The sequence below is a fragment of the Actinoplanes sp. SE50/110 genome, assembly GCF_900119315.1.
In the GTDB taxonomy this organism is placed as follows: domain Bacteria; phylum Actinomycetota; class Actinomycetes; order Mycobacteriales; family Micromonosporaceae; genus Actinoplanes.
Genome location: NZ_LT827010.1, coordinates 4,633,697 through 4,649,744, shown reverse-complemented (window position 1 = coordinate 4,649,744; position 16,048 = coordinate 4,633,697). Strand labels below are relative to the sequence as shown.

The window sequence follows — 16,048 nt, the reverse complement described above, 5'->3', positions numbered from 1 at the left end:
TCAATGGCCGATCAGCGGCCGGCGGGTGGCCGCTGATCGGCGCGGGGTCAAGCGGCGTCAACGGGTGGGGTACAACCCTTCGGACAGTTCGACCACCTGGTCGTGGGTCAGCGGGATGTCCTGCGGATCCCAGCCGACCTCGATCTGTGTGTCACCGCCCCACTCGATGATCAGGGAGGCGGCGTCGGGCAGGTAGGCGACGCGGCGGCCGTTCACCTTCCACGTGTCGGTGGCGCCGTCCGGGTCGAAGGCGCCCTGCTGCATGGTGACGCAGAGGCCGGTCGGGTTGCGCTCGCGGGCGGCCTTGTCCGGTGTGGCCAGGCACATCTGGTCCGCGCCGAGGTACTGCAGGATCAGGCCGGGCGGGGCGAACGGGAGACTGAACGGGGTCGGCACGGCCGGGATGCGGGCACCGCCGGTGAGGTGCTGGGCGATGGATCGCACGGTGCCGCTGTCGCGCGGGCCCCAGCTCTGCACGGTCACCCAGGTGCCGTCGGTCCGCTGCCATTGGACGAAGACGTACGTGTCGCCATGGCGGGCGCCGTCGTAGTGGCCGGTGACGTGCAGGCTGGCCGGGCGGTCCTGGATGACCGTCGTGGTGCTGTCCGGGGTCTCGGTCTCCGGGTCCGGTCGGATCGGGCCCTCCTCGATGGAGAGCACGTCCGCGTCGCCCGACGAGTTCTCGAGCCGCAGGTTCGGGCCGAGCTGGGTGACGACCGAGCCGTAGGAGGCGTCGATCCCGGCCGGGAGGTAGCCGGGCCGCAGCGGGAACGTCGGGGCTTCGTAGACCGGGCGGGCCGGGGTGACCGAGGCCGTGGCCGCGGGGCCGGGACGGGGGGCCGGGTGGTGCCGCAGGACCAGCGGCGTGCCGGCGGCCGCGGCGACCGCCACGACCGCGACGGCGGCCAGGGCGCGGCGGCGGCGCCGGTTCCGGTGGATCCCGGCGGTCACCGCGGACAGCAGGTCGGGGTGCGGGGCGGGGCGCTCGGCGCGGTCGAGCAACGTCGTACGCAGGTCGTCTTCGAGGTTCACGGTTTTGCTCCGGCCGTCGTCGGGTGGGCGGGGTCCAGGTCGGTGCGCAACTTGGCGAGGCCGCGCGAGGCGTGCACCCGCACGGTGCCCGGCGCGCAGCGGACGATCTCGGCGATCTGCTGGTCGTCGAGGTCCTCGTAATAGCGCAGCACCAGCACGGCACGCTGGGTGCGGGTCAGCTCGGCCAGCCGCGCCCACATGTCGTCGCGCAGCGCCTGCCGGTCGGCGAACTCGGCGCCGGCCCCGGTCGCCGCGCGATCGTCGGCGATCTCCGCCGGGCGTTCGGTGTTCGACAATCGGCGCAGCCACGAGATGTGGGTGCGGACCAGGGCGGTCCGCAGATACCTGTCCGGCTGATCAGTCTCGATTCTCGACCAGCGGCGGTACGCCTTGACCAGCACCTCCTGCACGAGGTCCTCGCCGTGGTGCCGATCGCCGCAGAGCACGTAGGCGAAGCGCCGTAACGCGTCGCCCCGGGCCCGGACGTATTCCTCGAAACCACTGTCCACTGATCCCCGCCTTTTGTGCCGTCACCCTTCCTGACGCGGTGAGTGGGCCGCGCTGCATACCGCCCGGCAGATGTCGGGCCGTTCCAGCACGCCGGTACTGTCGCAGATCTGGTCGATCGAGCCGATCGCCGGCCGCCCGTCCAGCAGAGCCTCGGCGAACCGGCCGGCGTCGATCACCGGATAGCCGCGGTCGAAATACGGCCGCCGGCGGGTGTCCAGGGGCGGGCACAGGCCGAGGGCGTTCTGCCGCCGGGCCGCCTCCTCATAGGCGTCGGCGAGCGCGTCGGACCGCGTTTTCGCATCGTCCGCCGCCAATGCCGCGGCGAGCCGCGGATCGGGGCACGCCGCCGACAGCCATTTCTGATAGGGCGGCCACCGTCGCTGCTGCAGCAGCAGGAGCCGGGCGACATCCCGGGCCAGGCGTGCGGTCACCATGCGGGATCCCGGGTCATCGCCGATTTCCGCGGTACGACCGACGAACGCCTCTTCCTGCCCGATGCGGGCCCACTGACAGCCCAGCACATGGCGCAACAGGTCGTCCGGATACCACTTCCAGGTCGCCCGGACCGCCGCCAACTCCCCGCCGGGGTCGTGGAACACCGCGCCGCCGGCCACCTCGGCGAGCCGCTGCCACGGGAGGCTCAGCCACTGCGGGTCGGCACCGAGCCGGTGCCGCAGCCAGGTTTCCAGCGGCAGAATGTCGATGTAGTGGTCGACCGGGCCGTCGGTGTCGGCCATCGACCGGACCCGGGCGCCGGGCGGCACGAAGTGCGTCGGCCAGCCCCGGAACCGTTTCGGCAGCCCCTCGCGCAGGCGTTGGTCGAGGTCGCCGGGATCGTCGAGAAACAACTGCAGGCGCGGACCCCAGTCGTGGTCGGTGGAGCGTGCCGTGTCGAAGCCGAGGACGTCACTGCCCGGGCCGATCCGGGCCGCGAGGTGCGGGCGGTCGTCGAGCAGTGGGCGGACCGCCTCCCGGTAGAAGTCGCGGGCCAGTTCGACGCCGCGCCGGAATTCGGGCATGAATCCGGTCTACCATCCGGAACTATGTGGATCATCGGGATTTCCGCGCCGTGACGGCATTGACGCACAGCACCGCGAACGAGGTCACCGGCGGGGTGTGGCGGATTCCGCACCAGGGCGGGACCGCGGTACGGAAACTGGTGATGCGCCGCCGGGCGGGGGCCGCGGCACATCTGGCCGCCAGCGACGATCCCGGCCATTTCAACTATTGGCGGCGGGAGCCCACCGCGTACGCCGAGGGGCTGGCCCGGACCGCGTTCACCGCCGGTGGACTGTCGGTTCCCGAGGTTTACCGGATCACCGAACTGGCCGACGGGTCGGTGGAGATGCTGCTCGCCGACGTGCCGGGCCGGCCGATGCAGGCATGGCGGCCGGACGATCTCGGGGAACTCGCCTATCGCCTCGGCGTCGCGCAGTGCCGGCGGCTGGCGGAGATACCCGCGTACGACTGGCTGGCCCGGGATTTTCTGCGGGACTACACGCTCGCTCAACCCGTTCCGGAGGAATTGGACTGGGATCACCCGGTGGTGCGTGCGGCGTGGGATCCGGAATTGCGGGCGCGGCTGCGGGAGATGTGCGCGGCCCGGCAGGACCTGCTGGCGGCCGCCGACCGGTTGCCGCGCACCCTGTGCCACCACGACGTGTGGCCGATGAACGTGGTCCTCGCCGCCTCCGGGCCGGTGCTGCTGGACTGGGCGTTCGTCGGGCCGGGCGCGATCGGCGAGGACGCGGCGAACCTGGCCCTCGACACCTTCTTCGACGGCCTGATCGACCTGAGCCTGCTCGACGGGGTCCTGGAAGCCGTCACCGACGGCTACGTGCGCGGCATGACCGAGGTGGACCCGCTCGTCGTCCAGCGCGCCATCATGATCACCGGCGCGGCGAAGTACTTCTGGCTGGCCCCGCGCATGATCGACATGCTGATGCGCGACCAGTCGGCCGCCTACGACCGGCGGGACTGGCCGGAACGCTTCGCCGGCCGCGCGCCGATCCTGGAGGTGGTCGCCCGCTGGGCCGGCGAGGCGCTGCGCTGACCGGAGTTGATCTCGGCTGCCAGGATGGGCCGCATGTCCTATGACGACTTCGCCGAGGCATACGCGTCCGAGACGGAGGGCAGCCTCGAGAACGCGTACTACGCCCGTCCCGCGATCCTCGACCTGGCCGCAGACGTGACCGGGCGGCGCATCCTCGACGTCGGCTGCGGCGCCGGCCCGCTCCTCGAGGCACTGCGCGACCGCGGCGCCGACGTGACCGGGATCGAGCCCAGCGCCGGCATGCTCCACCTGGCCCGGCGGCGGCTCGGCGCCGGCGTCGCCCTGCACCGGCTCGGCCTGGGCGGCGATCCGCTGCCGTTCCCCGACGCCACGTTCGACGACGTCGTCGCCTGCCTGGTGCTGCACTACCTGGAGGACTGGACGGGCCCGCTCGCCGACCTGCGGCGCATCCTCAAACCCGGCGGCCGGCTCATCGTGGCGGTCAACCATCCCTTCCTCTACAAGCTGATCAAGCCCGAGGGTGACTACTTCGCCGTCGAGGAGTGGTCCGACGAGTTCATGTTCAGCGGCCGCACCACCGTGCTCACCTTCTGGCACCGGCCGCTGCACGCCATGTTCACCGCGTTCCTCGCGGCCGGTTTCCGGGTCGCGGTCGTCAGTGAACCCGCACCGGCTCCCGGCGCCCGCGAAGCCTTCCCCGACCTGATCACCTCGCCGTCGGGCCGCTTCATGGGTTTCCTCTTCCTCGTCCTCGATGCGGCCTAAGTACTGCAACGGCACTCAGCAGGCACCACGTATTGATGATCGGCTCGTTGGGCGGGTCATGGTGGACGTCGATGTGTCGGGCTGGTCGGCGGAGTAGGACCGGTTGCATGGCCGGTTCGCTCACCGTTTACCCGGTCTGAGCCACGGCGGCGGGCCCGGCAGTACCTGTCTGGGCTGGCCGCCGGGTTGGACCGCAAGAATGGCTGGACTCTGGCGGAGCAGGCCGGTGACATCTCACCCGACGGCATGCAACGGCTGTTGGGGTGGGCGGACTGGGACGTCGACAAGGTCCGTGACGACGTGCATGACTACGTTGTCGAACACCTGCACGACCCGCAAGCGGTGCTGATTATCGACGACACCGGGTTCCTGAAGAAGGGCGTGAAGTCTGCCGGCGTGGCCCGGCAGTATTCCGGCACCGCCGGCCGGATCGAGAACTGCCAGGTCGGGGGTGTTCCTGGCCTACCGTTCGAGCAAAGGTCACGCGCTGATCGACCGGCAGCTGTATCTGCCCGTGGCGTGGACTGACGACCGTGACCGCTGCCAGGCCGCCGGTATCCCGGACGAGGTTGAGTTCGCCACCAGAGTGCAGATCGCCCGGACCATGCTCGGCCGGACGTTCGCCGCAGGGATCCGGGCGGGCTGGGTGAGCATGGACGAGGCCTACGGCCAGTCGAATTCGCTTCGGGTCTGGCTCGAAAGCCACGACCAGCCGTACGTGGTAGCGACCCGCCGCAACGACGACATGATCACCACCAGCATGGACACCGCCCGCGCCGACGAGCTGATCGCCACCCTGCCCGGCCGGGCCTGGTCCCGCATCTCTGCCGGCCTTGGTGCTCACGGCCCCCGCGAATACGACTGGGCCCGGGCGCCAGTGCGGATTTGCTGGCGGCCCGGCCGCGGGCACTGGCTCCTCGCCCGCCGCCATCGCACCACCCGGCGAACTGGCCTACTACGTCTGTTACGGACCGCGGAAGACCGGCCGATGGACCTGGCCCGCAGCGCCGGCGGCCGCTGGGCTATCGGCCCGATCTGCAGTCGTCGCCGCACCCGGCCGATCCATGGACGTCCCTGCAGCAGGAAGCGGCCCATCATGCCACTCGGCGGCCCCGCCGGGTCACACCGGACGGACCGGAACGCCCCCGGCGAGCGAGTTGAGCGGGGTCCGTGACCGCTGTGGTCCGCGCTGGACGCGGTCGACGTGTGGTCCCTGTCAAAAACCTCATCGTCGGGATACGACACCTGGCCGACCTCGGCGCCCACCAGGATCATGGCACCACGGCACGCTGCCCGCATCAGGACGGATGATCCCCAAGAAGTTAGGGCTGCGAGCCGGCCCAACCGCGGATGCGCTGTAGGGCGCGGTCGGTGTGGTCCGGTCCGGGTGGAAGATCTTGGACTGTCCACCGGTGATGCTCAGCGAGAATTGCCCGGGTGGTGGAGGGTGGATATGCGGGCAGCCTCACGCCGTAGGGGGCGTGAGGCTGCCTGCTGCCGATTACTTAGCTGATCTGGTCGGAGGGTTACGGTGCCCGGTCGTCACGGTCCTCGGCGTAGGGGGTGTCGAGGGAAGTCGCCGGACTTGCTGGTTCAGCTGTAGGAAACCCAGGACTTGGTGGTCGGGGTGTTCTTGGCGGTGCAGACGGCGTGGTTGCCCGAGAGCAGTTCGGTGCTGAGCACGTTGACGGTCAGGCCGCACACGTTGGCGGCGACGTCGACCGGCACGTTCTGCAGCGCGATGACCTGGTTGCCGCTGGCGACGTCCTGGACGTAGACGTTGACCAGGCCGTTCTGCGGGTTCGCCATGGCGGGGCCGGTCAGCGCGAGGCTGCCGGCGGCGGCGCCGGCGGTCAGGGCGAGGGCGGCGACAGCGGTACGGATACGCATCAGAGAATCTCCGTTCAACCGTAGGGGGTGTTGCTCGAACGGGGGCTCTAATCCCCTCCACGAAGATCAGTAATCACAGAGAAAACAAAAGTCTAATTTCCTGCAAACGTCTTTCGGCCAAAGCTGAACCATGCTATTTACGCCGACCGCGAATGCAACATTCTTCATATGTGCAACTTGCACATATGAACAGAGTGGAGCCACTCTCTGAAATTACTGATGAGTCACTTTCTTGTATGGCGTTGCAATGCCGATAGCGGACACAGAGTCTGGTGCCGCAGGTGGTTAGATGCCCCGTCTGCGCAGGTGGTTCGGCTGGTGCCAGGGCCCCAGGGGGCGTCTCGATCGGGTTCGTCCGGTTGGGGCCTGCACCCGGCTGTCTTCACGATCCCTGCTCGTGATTGACGGGGGTTAGCGTCGATGCCGAGGTGATGCAGATGGCAGCCACGGCGCTACAGGTCGAAACCGTCGCTAGTCGGCGCGGAATTCGGGTGCGCGTCGCCGGCGAACTCGACCTGGCAACTGCCGGGATACTCGGCGACGCCCTAGCCGAAGCACTGACGGCCGGGACCGGTCATATCGACCTGGATATGGCGGACGTGTCGTTTCTCGACTGCGCTGGCCTGCGGATGCTGGAGCGCGCCGTCACAGCGTCAGACAAGCGGCTGCGTCTGGTGGCAGCCAGTGCGACTGTCTGCTGGATGCTGCGCATCGCCGGCATGTCGGCTTTCACGAACATACCCGCTACGTCGACTTTGTTGCACCGAAGCGTGACCGCCGCCTTGATCTTCGGTCCCCTCTCCGTACGGCAGCTTGCCCGATGGCGCACGAAGGAACGGCGGCATGGTGGGGTCGCCATTCGGTAAACCCGGCTGCCGTTCTGCCGGCGAGTCGTCATCATGGGCGCGTGCTGACCCTCGAAGCTCCTCTCGTCACGAAGCGCCTGCGCCTACGTCCCTTCCGCTCCCAAGACGCCGATGCCCTCTACGACCTCCGCTCGTGCCCTGAAGTCCTGCGCTACCTCTACTGGCCACCGGCTTCAGTGGAAGGCGTACGCGAGGTCGTCGCGGCACGGCTCGCCATGACTAAATTAGCCGCCGACGGGGACTGTCTAGTGCTGGCCGTGGAGGTGGCGGCCACCGGCAGCTTCATCGGGGAGGTGGACCTCAGCCTGGTCAGCACCGAGCATCGTCACGGCGAGATCGGCGTGATCCTGCATCCGAGCGCTCAGGGTCACGGGTACGCGACCGAGGCGGTAGGCGCCCTGCTGAACTTGGCCTTCGACGTGTTGAAGCTGCACCGGGTGACTGCTCAGACCAGCGCCGGCAATCAGGCGGCGGCGGGGGCGATGCTACGGCTCGGCATGCGTCAAGAAGGACACCTGCGTCAGTGCGTACGCTTCGCCGGCGAGTGGTACGACGAGCTGATCTTCGCGATCCTTGCCGAGGAGTGGGCCAACCGAACGGGCTCAGCGCCATCGCACACGGAAGGCGGGCACGGCTTTATTGGACACCATGGCTTCCACAACGGTCACCCATAAGCTTGTATTCTAACCTTCAGCGCAGCTTGATCACCTGTCCGCCGGTAGGCGATTCGCCGGTGCGTGGAGCCCGTGACCAGGGCAGCATTCCGCCGCGCCGCCTGGCGCGCTGTTGATTCGAGCACCCGCCTGGCGTCGAAGTGAGGGCCTCGCCGAGGTTTAGGGACACGCGCTGGTCACGCCCTCGTAGCGCTGGGGTTCCTAACGTCCGCCGTCCCCTGAGTAAGGCCGCGTCTCTCCGGTGGCACCGGTTTCTCGAGCGGCACCATACACGTTGAAGGTGACGGTGCGTTACAGACACTGCGGAGCTACGCCAGCTCGCACAGCATCCGCTTCTAGCCGACGAGCGGATACCTGATCTTGCAGGCGCCCTCCACAGTGCCATTGGCAAATAGCCTATGTGTGGTGTTCCGTCGATGGTCTCCGTCCGCCGGTACAGTTGCGCAGGTGACGGACGAGCTGTGGGACAGCTACGACCGGGATCCGAGCGGTCGCGCTGCGTGCTCGCGCTCTATGCCGTTCCTAGCGGCGTTCGCGCCCAGGCCCGTGCTGTTCTCACGGCCGGAGGCGGGCTTGATCGCGCTTGCGCATGGCTCGCGGCCGCGGAGGCCGCAGACCCGACCTGGCACTACAAGTCACACGGCTGGACGGCTTCCCTGATCAACGGCGCTCTGCAGATAGCAGAGACAACTGAATGACCGCGGTGCCGGCCGCATCTCGAAGGCGGCTGCAATTTCCTCTACCGCTGCGTCTAGTCAAGCGCAGAAATGGAGGGATCCCCATCCGGATTTGCTACGTCCGCGCGTAAGGCGTCGGCAAATAGGTCACGGACTGTAGTCATCGGTCCGTGACCGGCACGAGTCGATGGGGAGGTCCTGTTCGGTAGTGTCCGTTCGTCGATCTGCTGACCCATCCGACTGTCGGAGTTGCGGTGATGTGGAGACGCCGAGTGGGCAGCATGAGGGTCACTCGGCCGATGTCGCGCTGCTGAAGACGCTGGCGGTGTCGGTGACCATGCTGACGCTCACGGCCATCGGGCAGTTGGTCACCTTGCCTGGGGTGCCGGTGTACTGGCGCGCCACAAACGGCGATGCGGTGTTCACGACAAGCGGCCCGACGGCACCACCAACGCGCACATGACATGAGCGGACCGGGATGGCGGCTGCGGACTGCCGGGCCGCCGCTACCGGGGAACGCAGTTCCTCAGGAGTCGATATACGCCGATAGCATTGCCGCGTGAAATCCGTACTCGGGGCCAGAATTCGCCTCACCCGCCGGTGCCTGGCAGCAGCAGTTGCCGTTTCCGTCCTACTCGTCCCGGCCCGGGCTGCCCAGGCCACGGAGACCGCCGCGACTCTCAGCCCGTTCGCCGCCGACGTCACGCTCACCCGCGTGACGCCGGACACGACCAGTCTCATCAGAGCCGTCGAGAACGCCGGGGTAACCAAGGGCTCGATCAGCGATGTGCTGGCGACCGGCCGGACCGGAACCCCGGGGCTGTGCCACACCCCGAACGGTTTGAACGGCGCCCTCATCCCCGACGGCTTCTGCTGGGACAAAACCGACGACGAATCGACCTATGGCGAAGGCGGCGGCGGCTGGATGCCGCAGGGCTTCACCACCGCCGACGGCGCCTATGTGGGCCGCTCACTCACGATCACCTCGTGGTACCACGGCACCTACGTTCGCGACCGCGAGCCGCCGGCCATTGAGGACTACGCCCGTATCTCGATCGCCGAGTCGACTCCGACCCGGGTCCGCTACGGGCACGTGGCGCTGGTCGAACCCGCGGCCGGTGGCACGTTCAAGCCGCTCACCTTCCGCACCCATGCCGACGGCATCGCGTGGTACGGCGACCGGTTGTTCGTCGCCAACGGCGCCGAACTTCAGATCTACGATCTGACCCACCTGTGGCGGATGACCGACACTGCCGGCGACGGCACGGGCCTCACCGCAGGAAGGTCGTCGGCCCGCGGCCACCTGTGGGCACTGCCGCTGGTGGCTCGCTACAGCACCGTCGGCACCGCCCAGGTCGACACCGAATCTTCGGCCTTCGACAAGGACAACCCACGCGCCTGCGGTCCCGCAGTCGCCAACTACCTGTGCCTGAGCAGCCTGAGCCTCGACCGCGCCGGCGTGACGCCGGCCCTCGTCTCGGCGGAGAACCGGACGAAGCCCGGCGGCCGGGTCGTCCGCTGGCCGCTGACCGCTCTCGGCGCGGGCACGCCCAGCACGGTGGCTTCGGAGCCGGAGGGGTACATCTCGCCGGTCGGTGGAATCCAGGGGACCGCCACGGATGGCACGAGCTACTACATGAGCGGCACCTGCCCGCTCTCCTATCCGAGCGCCGACACGCTCTACGCCTGCATCTTCGTGGCCGCACCGGGAGAGACGCCACGTGTGTTGACCCAGGCGCCGCGGCTGACCGAGGGTCTGTCCTGGGATCCGCGCGCTAAGCGGCTGTGGGGCACCAACGAGGCGGTGCCCTCAGCCGGCCACGCGCTCCGCGTCGTGTTCTCACTCAACCCCGGCGCGGGTGCGGCCGTCGACGGCTGGGGCTGGCTGACCAATTACCACATGGCCGGCTCGGCCTGCGCGACGCCGGAGGGCAACGACACGGGCCTCGGCACCAAGATTGCTGTCTGGACCTGTACGGGTTCGGACCTCCAGCGGTGGCGGTACGACAACGGCCTCATCGTGCACAAGGTCAGCGGTCTGTGCCTGACGCCCGCGGGCAACGGCGCAGATGCCCAGGGCACGGTACTCACCTTGTGGACCTGTGATGGGGCCAGCGACGTCCAGCGCTTCTCCGCCGGCCCGGACGGCAGCCTCGTGAACCCGTGGGGAAAGGGCCTCACTCCGAGCGGCAACGACGTCGAGAAGGGAAGGTACCTGACTCTCTGGACCAAGGGGACACCGACACCTGACGTTCAAGACTGGGTCATCAAGGGATTCTGAGTTCGTGGAGGCCGGACCCACGTCCGGTCTCCACCGAACTCTGCTCAGCAGAACCCGGTCCACGGGCCCACCGTGTTGACAGGGGGTCCGTACCAAGATCGGTGTCTCCGACTATTCGGCCGGTAGATTTCAGCGGCCGAACAGCCGGTCACCGAAGGTAACGGCGAAGGCGCACGTTGCCGCAGCGCGCCCGCCGGCCCGCCGGATGGCGCCGCAGACGACAACACCAAGCCCGCCTCAGCCACTACAAACGCTGAGGCTACGCACCCTGCTGAATGCCGTTGCAGTACTAGAGCGCCGATGCGGGCCGCACCGGGACGGGGATCGGCGTGGCTGCCGTCGATGTGCGCGGCCGTGCCGGGCGGCTACTACGATGTGCTGATCGCCGGGTTGGCCGCCACGGCGCTGGTCACCGCTTTCTGGGCGTACGCCGTGGTGGCGCACGTCCGGCACACCCGCACCGTGCCGTGGCCGCTGCTGCTGACCCCGCTGCTGTTCGCCGCCGTGTGGCTGCTCGCCTCCGGTGACCTTCTTCGCCGTCAAGGACCCCGCGATGGCCAAGGCCGCCGGGCTGGCCTGGTTCCCCGGCATCCGCCCCCGGCCCGGCGACGAAGGCGAGTCCTTCGAGCCGATCGACGGCGACTGGTACGCGTATGTGATCCGGCACGGGCTGTGACAGGATCGCGACCACGGTGCCCCGCCGTGGGGCCTGCAGCTGAGCGAGTGGGAAGGCCGCACCGAGGCATGAGGCGATTCTTCTTCCCCGGCGAGCGTGCCGGCCTGACGAAGCGGCCGTCCCGGCTGACCGGTTTCCGGGCGCTCCTGGCCGGCGGCACCCTGCTGACGGTGCTGACCCTGATCCTGCAGCCCGCCACCGAAGTCCGCGGCTGCTCGAACTACGGCGGCAACGGCAACGGCACCGCCTTCGCCGACGAGGGCTGGGACCTGACGTACCACGTGCTGCTGCTCGTCTGGTTGCTCACGGTCATCACGGAGCAGCTGCTCCCGATCACCTGGAACGGCCGCATGGCGGGACCGGTCATCGCCCGCGGTGTCCTCGCCGTCACCCTCACCCTGATCGCCTGCTGCGGCATCGGCCTCAAGCTACTCATCCTCTGCCATTAGCCCTCCCCTCACCCAGCCCCGCTGATGAAGCAGAACGGCGCCCTGGCGAGGGTCCTCGCCCGCATGCGCCATGAAGGTCGGCATGGCCGAGGGATCTTCGATGGGACGTGGCGGTACCGCTGCTGGGCCCGGGCGACGTCGTCGGCGCGAGTGCAGACGACGTCGGATGAGCGCCCGGTCGGGTTGGCGCTGCAAGCACGCCGAGCACAGTCCGAGGCCGGCGTGTCGGCGCACCTGCCCGCACTGACGGCAGGCTCGCGCCGGTTGCTTCGGCGGGCGGGGGGCGCGAACAGGTTCCGCACCAGTGGCTATTTGCTGAAGAACCTGCCCAGGTAGCGGGCGGCTGTGTGGTCACCTGATTCCGCGGCGCGCCGGACTTCTTCCACTCGACCGTGCTCGAGCAGCACGGTCAGGCGGCGCGCATGGGCCAGACGGGCCTGGTCCGGATGCTGGTCCGCCCACTCCTGGAGAGCAGCAAGCGCGTCGTCCATGCGACCGCGGTCGTTGAGGTGGTGCACAAGCCACATGACGTCATGGCCGGCAGCGATCTCGCGGCGGAGTTCGTCCTCCCGGCCCTGGCGGGTCAATGCCTCCATGAGCGTGACACCGGCGCGATCGTCGCCCGCTTCCTGCATCGCCCGCAAGTCGTCGAGCCGGTCGGCATCGACCAGGATCTCGAAGAGGGTGACAGCGGCGCACCTGTCGCCGGCACCGGCTCGGCGCCGCAGCTCGGCTTCGTCGCCGGCCAGACGAAGCGCGCCCATCGTTCGATCGCACAGCCGATCGGCGCCCTCATCTTCGTGGACGGCATACCGGTGCGCGGCGCCGTAGTAGGACCAATCCCGCACCGCGGCATCATGCCATGGGACGCATGCCCGGGTGTCCGCTCGCCGACAGGCTCGAACGCCCGCACGTCGGCTCCGGATCCGGAGGCTGAGCCCAAGCCGGGAAGGCAACGCAGCGTCATGCCGACGCCGGCGCTGAGGTGAACTCCGACCACTCGATCCAGGGAGCCTGCCGGTCTCGACCCCGGAAACGGTGGTCGTCAGCGGTGCCGGGCGGCCGCGTGCAGGACCTCGGTGATCAGCGTGGCGATGTGCGGGCCGGCCAGGGCGTACACCTGCCGCCGGCCCTCCCTGCGGACCCGGACCAGGCCGGCGAGACGGAGTTTCGCGAGATGCTGGGAGACCGCGGGCCGGGCGGCGCCGGTTGTGGTGGTGAGCGCGGAGACGTCCTGATCGGTGGGGACGAGGGCGGCGAGCAGGCGCAGCCGGGTGGGGTCGGCGAGCAGTCCGAGCATCGTCGTTGCCACGGTGAGGGTGTCGCCCGTTAGGTGTTTCTGCAGCTCACTGGCATCTGCAACGTTGTCGCGTGCGCGCATGAGCACATATTATGGGTCTCGCCCACACGGCGACCACGCACGGGGAGTTCCGCCGATGACCACATGGCACGGGATCAGGCACCGCCTCACCCCGCATTCGCACGCCGCCGCGGACCGGGTCGATGACGCGCTGGAGTCGTCGCGGGTCGGCATGCGAGCCCTGTGGATCTCCCTGGGCGTGCTCGGCCTGACCGCTTTCGCCCAGGCGGTCATCGTGTGGCGCTCCGGGTCGGCGGCGCTGCTCGGCGACACCCTGCACAACGCCGCCGACGCGCTCACCGCCGTGCCGCTGGGGATCGCCTTCTGGCTCGGCCGGCGGGCCGCCACCCGGGCGTACACCTACGGTTTCGGTCGCGCCGAGGACCTGGCCGGGATCGTGATCGTGCTGGTCGTCGCCACTTCCGCGGCGTTTTCCGGGATTGTCGCGGTACGCCGTCTGGCCGACCCGCACTCTCTCACCCACCTGCCGTGGGTGGTCGCGGCCGGGCTGGCCGGGTTCGCCGGCAACGAGCTGGTCGCGCGGTACCGGATCGCGGTGGGCCGGCGGATCGGCTCGGCGGCTCTGGTCGCCGACGGCCTGCACGCCCGCGCCGACGGGTTCGCCTCGCTCGCCGTGGTGCTCGCCGCCGGGGGTGCCTGGCGCGGCTGGGCCTGGGCCGATCCGGCGGCCGGGCTGCTGATCACGGTGGCGATCGGGCTGGTCCTGCGGGACGCGGCGCGGGAGGTGTACCGGCGGCTGATGGATCGGGTCGACCCGCACCTGGTCGACGCCGCCGAGCGGGAGCTGCGCCGGATCCCGGGTGTGCGGGGCGTGTCCGGGATCCGGATGCGCTGGATCGGACACCGCCTGTACGCCGAGGCGTCGGTGCTGGTCGACGCCCATGTGAGCCTGATGGCGGCGCACGAGATCGCCGCGGACGCCGAGCATCGGCTCACCCACCAGGTGCCCCGGCTGACCGAGGCGAGCGTGCACGTGGACCCGGACACGCCTCCCGGTGCCGCGCATCACCTGCGGCTCTCCCACGCCGCGCCACCGGCTACATTCGGATCGTGATCGACATCGCGGTGGCCGGCCCCGAGCATCGTACGAGAATCGTCTCCGCCCTGGTCGCAGCGTTCCGTGGGGATCCGGTGATCCGCTGGCAGTTCCCGGACGACGACAGCTATCCGGAGCTGGCCGCGGTCTTCTTCGGGCACCTGTTCGACAAGCGGGTGCACCGCGGCGCGGTGTGGGTGGCCGAGGGCGGCAACGCGGTCGCGATCTGGGAGCCGCCGGCCGACGCCAGCCCCGCGGTCGAGGATGTGCTGCCCCGCAAGCTGCCGGCCGACGTGCTGGCCCGGGTGCGCGCCTACGACGACGCGGTGCACGCGGCACTGCCCGCCGAGCCGTACTGGTATCTCGGCGTGCTGGGTACCCACCCGGACCACAGCGGCCGCCGGCTGGGTCACGCGGTGATGGCCGAGGGGCTGCGGGCGGCCGCCGCGGATGGGCGGCCGGCGGTTCTGGAGACCGCCACCGAGGGCAACGTGCGGATGTACGAACGGGCCGGCTGGCGGGTGATCGCCGAGCTCACCGACCCGCTGCCGGTGTGGGTGCTCCAGAACGACACCTACGGGTCATCCCGGATGTGATCAAACGCCCACATTCGGGAGGGTTCATCTATGCGAATCCTGCTTCCCGCAGTCGCGCTGTTGCTGGTCGCGGCCTGCGGCACCACCACGACCCCGACGTCGGCGCCGGCCGGGGTGAACCCGCACGCCGGGCACCTGGCCGGCTCCGCGCCGCCGTCGCAACCGCTGCGCGCCGGTGAACGGTTCGTCGATCTGGCCCTCCCGCAGGCGTACACCCCGAAGGCTCCGAACGGCGGCACCGACGAATACCGGTGCTTCCTGGTCGACCCGGGCCTGACCGGGAACGCCTACCTGACCGGCAGCCGCTTCCTGCCGCAGAACGCGGCCATCGTGCACCACGCGATCTTCTACCGTCTCGACCCGCAGCAGGCCACCGAGGCCGCCCGGATCGACGCGCAGACCCCGGGTGAGGGCTGGACGTGCTTCGGTGACTCCGGCGTCGAGGGCCAGACCGCGTGGGTCGCGCACTGGGCGCCGGGCGCCGGTGAGACGCAGATGCCGGCCGGCTTCGGTTTCGCCATGCCGCCGGGCGGCAAACTGGTCATGCAGGTGCACTACAACCTGCTGGAGCCGGGCGCGGCCGGGCAGAGCGACCAGTCCGGCATCCGGCTGCGGGTCGCCGCCGGCGCCACCCCGCTCAAGCCGCTGTCCACCGATCTGTTCCCGGCCCCGATCGAGCTGCCGTGCGCGGCCGGCGAGTCCGGACCGCTCTGCGATCGCGCCGCCGCGATCGCCGACGTCGGTTCCCGCTTCGGTGCCGACGCCGGCGAGCAGGAGGGCCACCTCGTCGAACGATGCGACGCCGGCAAGGTCACCCCGGGCACCACCCAGCACTGCGACCGGCCGATCGAGGAGCCCGCCACGGTGTACCTGGCCGCCGGCCACATGCACCTGCTCGGCCGCTCCATCACAATCGAGCTGAACCCGGGCCGGCCCGGCGCCCGGACCATCCTGGACGTCCCGCAGTACAACTTCGACAATCAGGCCCTGGTCACCCTGCCGAAGCCGATCCCGGTCAAGCGCGGCGACGTCGTACGGGTCACCTGCTCCCACGACGCCAAACTGCGCCGGCTCCTCCCCCAACTGCACACCGTCGCCCCGCGGTACGTCGTATGGGGCGAAGGCACCAGCGACGAGATGTGCCTCGGCATCCTCGTCACCGGCCCCGCGTCCTGACCGGGCGCCGCCGGCCGCCTCGCGA

At 69.6% G+C, this 16,048-nt stretch carries 17 protein-coding genes and 1 pseudogene; 11 read left to right on the top strand and 7 right to left on the bottom strand.

Annotated features, from left to right (window positions below):
* Positions 1 to 57: 57 nt before the first annotated feature.
* The 3 genes from ACSP50_RS20525 to ACSP50_RS20515 are packed head-to-tail and all read right to left on the bottom strand — an operon-like array spanning position 58 to position 2,561.
* The gene (locus ACSP50_RS20525) at positions 58 to 1,032 is read right to left on the bottom strand and encodes a hypothetical protein (protein WP_014691182.1); all 975 of its coding nucleotides are present in this window, start codon (positions 1,030 to 1,032) and stop codon (positions 58 to 60) included.
* Positions 1,029 to 1,541 carry a SigE family RNA polymerase sigma factor gene (locus tag ACSP50_RS20520; protein WP_014691181.1) on the bottom strand — a complete coding sequence of 171 codons (513 nt, stop codon included), beginning with the start codon at positions 1,539 to 1,541 and terminating at the stop codon, positions 1,029 to 1,031. Before ACSP50_RS20520 ends, ACSP50_RS20525 begins: the two co-directional genes overlap by 4 nt.
* 21 nt (positions 1,542 to 1,562) lie before the next feature.
* Entirely contained in the window at positions 1,563 to 2,561 is a 999-nt protein-coding gene (locus tag ACSP50_RS20515; protein WP_014691180.1) for a DUF4037 domain-containing protein, read from the bottom strand.
* 26 nt (positions 2,562 to 2,587) lie between these two features.
* Between ACSP50_RS20515 and ACSP50_RS20510 the strand changes: the two genes are divergently transcribed.
* The 3 genes and pseudogenes from ACSP50_RS20510 to ACSP50_RS20500 form a co-directional block, all read left to right on the top strand.
* Positions 2,588 to 3,595 carry a phosphotransferase gene (locus ACSP50_RS20510; RefSeq protein ID WP_231956667.1) on the top strand — a complete coding sequence of 336 codons (1,008 nt, stop codon included), beginning with the start codon at positions 2,588 to 2,590 and terminating at the stop codon, positions 3,593 to 3,595.
* A gap of 33 nt (positions 3,596 to 3,628) precedes the next feature.
* Positions 3,629 to 4,321: a class I SAM-dependent methyltransferase gene (locus tag ACSP50_RS20505; RefSeq protein WP_014691178.1), complete on the top strand. Its 693-nt coding sequence runs from the start codon at positions 3,629 to 3,631 to the stop codon at positions 4,319 to 4,321.
* An 81-nt stretch (positions 4,322 to 4,402) separates the two neighbouring features.
* Positions 4,403 to 5,348, top strand: a pseudogene (locus ACSP50_RS20500) (IS701 family transposase); the annotation flags it as partial.
* Between the two features lie 566 nt (positions 5,349 to 5,914).
* Here the strand turns inward: ACSP50_RS20500 and ACSP50_RS20495 are convergent.
* Positions 5,915 to 6,211: a hypothetical protein gene (locus ACSP50_RS20495; protein WP_080127937.1), complete on the bottom strand. Its 297-nt coding sequence runs from the start codon at positions 6,209 to 6,211 to the stop codon at positions 5,915 to 5,917.
* A gap of 437 nt (positions 6,212 to 6,648) precedes the next feature.
* Here ACSP50_RS20495 and ACSP50_RS20490 point away from each other — a divergent pair, with 437 nt between their 5' ends.
* Positions 6,649 to 7,077: an STAS domain-containing protein gene (locus ACSP50_RS20490; RefSeq protein WP_014691175.1), complete on the top strand. Its 429-nt coding sequence runs from the start codon at positions 6,649 to 6,651 to the stop codon at positions 7,075 to 7,077.
* Between the two features lie 41 nt (positions 7,078 to 7,118).
* Positions 7,119 to 7,751: a GNAT family N-acetyltransferase gene (locus ACSP50_RS20485; protein ID WP_052311663.1), complete on the top strand. Its 633-nt coding sequence runs from the start codon at positions 7,119 to 7,121 to the stop codon at positions 7,749 to 7,751.
* 965 nt (positions 7,752 to 8,716) lie between these two features.
* Here ACSP50_RS20485 and ACSP50_RS42075 read toward each other — a convergent pair.
* Positions 8,717 to 8,854: a hypothetical protein gene (locus tag ACSP50_RS42075; RefSeq protein ID WP_155123568.1), complete on the bottom strand. Its 138-nt coding sequence runs from the start codon at positions 8,852 to 8,854 to the stop codon at positions 8,717 to 8,719.
* A gap of 289 nt (positions 8,855 to 9,143) precedes the next feature.
* Between ACSP50_RS42075 and ACSP50_RS20480 the strand changes: the two genes are divergently transcribed.
* From ACSP50_RS20480 to ACSP50_RS20475, 3 genes are all read left to right on the top strand, one after another.
* Positions 9,144 to 10,709: an RICIN domain-containing protein gene (locus tag ACSP50_RS20480; protein WP_052311662.1), complete on the top strand. Its 1,566-nt coding sequence runs from the start codon at positions 9,144 to 9,146 to the stop codon at positions 10,707 to 10,709.
* Between the two features lie 523 nt (positions 10,710 to 11,232).
* Positions 11,233 to 11,385 carry a hypothetical protein gene (locus ACSP50_RS42070; RefSeq protein WP_014691171.1) on the top strand — a complete coding sequence of 51 codons (153 nt, stop codon included), beginning with the start codon at positions 11,233 to 11,235 and terminating at the stop codon, positions 11,383 to 11,385.
* Positions 11,386 to 11,453: 68 nt separating this feature from the next.
* The gene (locus tag ACSP50_RS20475) at positions 11,454 to 11,834 is read left to right on the top strand and encodes a hypothetical protein (RefSeq protein WP_014691170.1); all 381 of its coding nucleotides are present in this window, start codon (positions 11,454 to 11,456) and stop codon (positions 11,832 to 11,834) included.
* Positions 11,835 to 12,142: 308 nt separating this feature from the next.
* Here ACSP50_RS20475 and ACSP50_RS20470 read toward each other — a convergent pair whose 3' ends face one another.
* Both ACSP50_RS20470 and ACSP50_RS20465 read right to left on the bottom strand, forming a co-directional pair.
* Positions 12,143 to 12,682, bottom strand: a complete 540-nt coding sequence (locus tag ACSP50_RS20470) for a hypothetical protein (RefSeq protein ID WP_052311661.1) — start codon at positions 12,680 to 12,682, stop codon at positions 12,143 to 12,145.
* A 197-nt stretch (positions 12,683 to 12,879) separates the two neighbouring features.
* Positions 12,880 to 13,215: a metalloregulator ArsR/SmtB family transcription factor gene (locus ACSP50_RS20465; protein WP_014691168.1), complete on the bottom strand. Its 336-nt coding sequence runs from the start codon at positions 13,213 to 13,215 to the stop codon at positions 12,880 to 12,882.
* 55 nt (positions 13,216 to 13,270) lie between these two features.
* Here ACSP50_RS20465 and ACSP50_RS20460 point away from each other — a divergent pair, with 55 nt between their 5' ends.
* The 3 genes from ACSP50_RS20460 to ACSP50_RS20450 are packed head-to-tail and all read left to right on the top strand — an operon-like array spanning position 13,271 to position 16,023.
* A complete protein-coding gene (locus ACSP50_RS20460) occupies positions 13,271 to 14,269 on the top strand; it encodes a cation diffusion facilitator family transporter (protein WP_014691167.1) in 999 nt (332 codons plus the stop codon).
* The gene (locus tag ACSP50_RS20455; protein WP_014691166.1) at positions 14,266 to 14,847 is read left to right on the top strand and encodes a GNAT family N-acetyltransferase; all 582 of its coding nucleotides are present in this window, start codon (positions 14,266 to 14,268) and stop codon (positions 14,845 to 14,847) included. Before ACSP50_RS20460 ends, ACSP50_RS20455 begins: the two co-directional genes overlap by 4 nt.
* A gap of 30 nt (positions 14,848 to 14,877) precedes the next feature.
* Entirely contained in the window at positions 14,878 to 16,023 is a 1,146-nt protein-coding gene (locus ACSP50_RS20450; protein WP_014691165.1) for a monooxygenase, read from the top strand.
* Positions 16,024 to 16,048: the final 25 nt, after the last annotated feature.